The following is a 4,345-nucleotide window of genomic DNA, read 5'->3' as shown; positions in this document are numbered from 1 at the left end:
GCCTATGACGAGCTGCTGGCGGGCCAGGTCTCGCTGGCGCTGGTGCGGGCGAAAGTCCGCCGCCTGTCCGGCCGTCCCCTGGTCGGCGACGGCCGCATCGTCGAAAAACTGAGGGCCGCACTGCCCTACTCGCTGACATCGAGCCAGGAGTTCGCGCTGGCCGAAATCAATGCCGACCTTGCCGATCCCGAGCGCATGCTGCGGCTCCTGCAGGGCGATGTCGGCTCCGGCAAGACGGTCGTCGCGCTGCTGGCCATGGCGCGCGCCGTCGAGGCCGGCGGCCAGGCAGCACTGATGGCGCCGACCGAAATCCTGGCGCGCCAGCATCTGGCGACCATCACGCCGCTTGCCGCCAAGGTCGGGCTGCGCATTGCCATCCTCACCGGCCGCGAAAAGGGCCGCGAACGCGCGGATACGCTGGCCGGCCTGGCAAGCGGCGAGATCGACATCGTGGTCGGCACCCATGCGCTGTTCCAGGAGACGGTCATGTTCCACGACCTGGTCTTCGCCGTGATCGACGAGCAGCACCGTTTCGGCGTCCATCAGCGGCTTGCCATCACCGCCAAGGGCGACGCGCCCGACATGCTGGTGATGACGGCCACTCCCATCCCCCGCACGCTGGTGCTGACCGCTTTCGGCGACATGGACGTGTCGAAACTGACGGAAAAACCGGCCGGCCGCCAGCCGATCCGTACCGTTACACTGCCGCTCGAGCGGCTCGACGAACTGGTCGACCGCATGGTGGACGCCGTCGCCGGCGGCCAGAAGATCTACTGGATCTGTCCGCTGGTCGAGGAATCCGAAGAAATCAAGCTGATGTCGGCCGAGGACCGCTTCGCCTCGCTGAAACCATTGTTCGGCGAACGTATCGGGCTCGTTCACGGCCGCATGAAGGGTGCCGAGAAGGACGAGGCGATGCGTGCCTTCAAGCAGGGCGAGACACGCATCCTGATCGCCACCACCGTCATTGAGGTCGGCGTCGACGTGCCGGACGCCACCGTCATGGTCATCGAGCACGCCGAGCGCTTCGGCCTGGCCCAGCTGCACCAACTGCGCGGCCGGGTCGGGCGTGGCGACAAGCCCTCCTCCTGCGTGCTGCTCTACAAGGACCCGCTCGGCGAGACCGCAAAACGCCGGCTGTCGGTGATGCGCGAGACCGAGGACGGGTTCCTGATCGCCGAAGAAGACCTGAAGCTGCGCGGCGAAGGCGAATTGCTGGGCACCCGCCAGTCCGGCACGCCGGGTTTCCAGGTTGCGCGCATCGAGGCGCATGCCGACCTTCTGGAGGCCGCCCGCGACGATGCCAGGCTGATCCTGTCGCGCGACCCGGAGCTGCAATCGCAGCGTGGCGAGGCGTTGCGCCTGCTGCTTTATTTGTTCGGCCGCGACGAGGCCGTGCGGCTCCTGCGCGCCGGCTGAGCCAGGGCGGCAACCGACGGGTTGGCGAGCATCCCTTCGATCGGCTCGCCATTCACGACAACCATTTGCTTGACCTCGGGCGCCACCAGCCCGGCCGACACAATCAGCTTGGCGCCGTCCTCAATCGTCATGTCGAGCAGCACGATGTCCGACTTCGGCACATACATCAGGAATCCGGTGGTCGGGTTTGGCGTGCACGGCATGAATACGGCAATCAGCGGATCGCCTTCCTGGTCGAGCTTCTGGTTGATCTCGGTTTCCTTCTCGCTGGCGACGAACACCAGCGACCACACACCCTTGCGCGGATATTCGACCAGTCCGACCTGGCGGAACATGTCGCCCTTGTTGGACAGCACGGTCTCGAAAATCTGTTTCAGCGAGCCATAGATGCCGCGCACCAACGGCATGCGGCCAAGCAGGCGCTCGCCGAAATTGACGATGGCGCGGCCGACGATGTTGGCCGTAAGGAAGCCGATCAGCGTGATCAGGATGAGCGCCACGATCAGCCCGAATCCCGGCACAGGAAACGACAAATAGGTGTCAGGGCTGTAGCGGGCCGGAATATAGGGTTTCACCCAGGAATCGACCCAACCGATGAATGACCAGGCGATGTAGGCGGTGATCGCCAGCGGCGCGCAGACGATGAAGCCCGTGAGGAAGTAGTTCCTCAGCCGGGTCACGCCGGAAGTCTTGGGAGCGTCGGACATGATTCACCGGAGGCGCGGGTTGCAGCGCAACATTAGTGAACCGCCGTCCAGTTTGGAACTGCGAAGTTTTTAAAGAGCCGATTATGCCGCCACTTTCAACGAAACAATCCAAACGGAAGCAGCATACGTTCGCGATTAGCCGAAACACCCCTCCCCTTCGTCATCCACGGGCGGAGCAAGGAGCGAAGCGACGCGGCGCAGACCCGAGGATCCATTCCGTGGCGTCGGCCGAAGAATGCAACCCCTCAAGATGGTCGGCGGATCGTTCGGTCGCTATACTTCGTTCATGACGGGCTATGTCTATTTAACTGCGAGCCGGAAACGCGGCACCATCTATATTGGCGTCACAAACGATCTCGGCCGCCGAATGCCCGAGCACAAGTCTGGTGGGGTTCGCGCTTTACTGGGCGGTATGGCGTAGAACGCTTGGTTTGGTACGAACAGTATTTCGACATCCGCGATGCAATCCAGCGCGAGAAGTCGCTGAAACGTTGGCCGCGTCATGGAAGATTGAATTGATCGAAAAGGCCAATCCGGAGTGGTTCGAGCTTTTCCGCGGGACTGGGTGGTAGCGCCAAGTTCTGCACTGCTTTGATCCGCCATACCGTCACGGAATGGATCCTCGGGTCTGCGCAGGAGCTTCGCTCCCGCTACGCCCGTGGATGACGAAAGGATGAGGCCTATTCCACCGTCACCGATTTCGCCAGATTGCGCGGCTGGTCGACGTCGGTGCCCATGAAGACGGCGGTAAAATAGGCCAGCATCTGGATCGGCAGCGCGTAGATGATCGGCGAGATGATTTCCGGCACGTCCGGCAGGATGATCGTCTCCATCGTCTTGACGCTCGTCAGCGCCGCACCCTTGCTGTCGGTGATCAGGATGATCTTGCCGCCGCGCGCCGCCACTTCCTGCATGTTCGACACGGTTTTTTCGAAAATGTGGTCGTGCGGCGCAATGACGATGACCGGCATGTTCTCATCGATCAGCGCGATCGGTCCATGCTTCAGCTCGCCGGCCGCATAGCCCTCGGCGTGGATATAGGAGATTTCCTTGAGTTTCAGCGCGCCTTCCATGGCCAGCGGAAAGTTGGTGTCGCGGCCGAGATAGAGCACGTCCTTGTAGCGTGAGAGTTCACGCGCGATCCGTTCGATCTGCTCTTCAAGCTTGAGCACCTGATTGGCATAGCGCGGCGCTTCCGATAGCGCGCGCACCAGGGTCTTCTCTTGTTCTTTCGAGATTGTCCCGCGCGCCACGCCGGCCCGCACGGCAAGCGATGCCAGCACGGACAGCTGGCAGGTGAACGCCTTGGTCGAGGCAACGCCGATCTCCGGCCCGGCGAGCGTCGGCAGCACGACATCGGATTCGCGCGCCATGGTCGATTCGCGCACATTGACGATCGCGCCGATCTTCATGCCGGCCTTGCGGCAATAACGCAGCGAGGCCAGCGTGTCGGCAGTCTCACCGGACTGCGAAATGAAGAACGCCGCGTCGTTCTTCGACAATGGCATTTCGCGGTAACGGAATTCGGAGGCGACATCGATGTCGACGGGCAGGCGCGCGTAGCGCTCGAACCAGTATTTGCCGATCAGGCCGGCAAGATAGGCGGTACCGCAGGCCGAAATCGCCAGCCGGTTGATCTCTGCGAAATTGAACGGCAGATCCAGCGGCTTGGAGACGCCGCCGACAAAATCGAGATAATTCGCCAAGGTATGCGAGATCACTTCGGGCTGCTCATGGATCTCCTTCTCCATGAAATGGCGCCGATTGCCCTTGTCGACCATGAAGCTGGTCGAAAGCGACTGCTGGCGCTTGCGGTCGACCTTTGTGCCGTCGATGTCGAAGATGGTGACGCCGTCGCGGCGCACCACCGCCCAGTCGCCATCTTCGAGATAGGTGATCGAATTGGTGAACGGTGCGAGCGCGATGGCGTCGGAGCCCAAAAACATCTCGCCATCGCCATGGCCGACAGCCAAAGGCGGACCATTGCGCGCGCCGACGATCAGGTCCTCGTCGCCCTTGAACATGATTGCCAGCGCAAAGGCGCCTTCCAGCCGCTTCAGCGCCTGGTGCGCGGCCTCGACCGGCTTCAGGCCTTTGGCGAGTTCGCGCGCCACCAGATGGGCGACGACCTCGGTGTCGGTCTGCGAGGAGAAAGAATAGCCATCGCGGATCAGTTCTTCGCGCAATTCGGCGAAATTCTCGATGATGCCGTTATGGAC

3 protein-coding genes and 1 pseudogene are annotated in these 4,345 nt (G+C 62.4%); 2 read left to right on the top strand and 2 right to left on the bottom strand.

The genetic code is table 11. The features are described 5' to 3' along the window. Nucleotides 1-1,419 (top strand): ATP-dependent DNA helicase RecG (gene recG, locus EN893_RS20600; RefSeq protein WP_128361735.1); only part of this gene is annotated, 1,419 nt, incomplete at its 5' end. On the opposite strand, the gene EN893_RS20595 is transcribed toward recG, so the two are convergent. Then, nucleotides 1,371-2,126, bottom strand: coding sequence for a DUF502 domain-containing protein (locus EN893_RS20595; protein WP_027036784.1), 756 nt, complete (start codon nucleotides 2,124-2,126; stop codon nucleotides 1,371-1,373). The genes recG and EN893_RS20595 overlap by 49 nt on opposite strands. A 286-nt stretch (nucleotides 2,127-2,412) precedes the next feature. Between EN893_RS20595 and EN893_RS20590 the strand changes: the two are divergent. Beyond that, nucleotides 2,413-2,698: pseudogene (locus EN893_RS20590) on the top strand (GIY-YIG nuclease family protein). A gap of 108 nt (nucleotides 2,699-2,806) precedes the next feature. Here the strand turns inward: EN893_RS20590 and glmS are convergent. After that, nucleotides 2,807-4,345 (bottom strand): glutamine--fructose-6-phosphate transaminase (isomerizing) (gene glmS, locus EN893_RS20585; RefSeq protein ID WP_128361734.1); only part of this gene is annotated, 1,539 nt, incomplete at its 5' end.

The organism is Mesorhizobium sp. M7A.F.Ca.CA.004.04.2.1, assembly GCF_004022825.1.
Taxonomy (GTDB): domain Bacteria; phylum Pseudomonadota; class Alphaproteobacteria; order Rhizobiales; family Rhizobiaceae; genus Mesorhizobium.
This window is presented reverse-complemented; position numbering and strand designations above follow the sequence as displayed.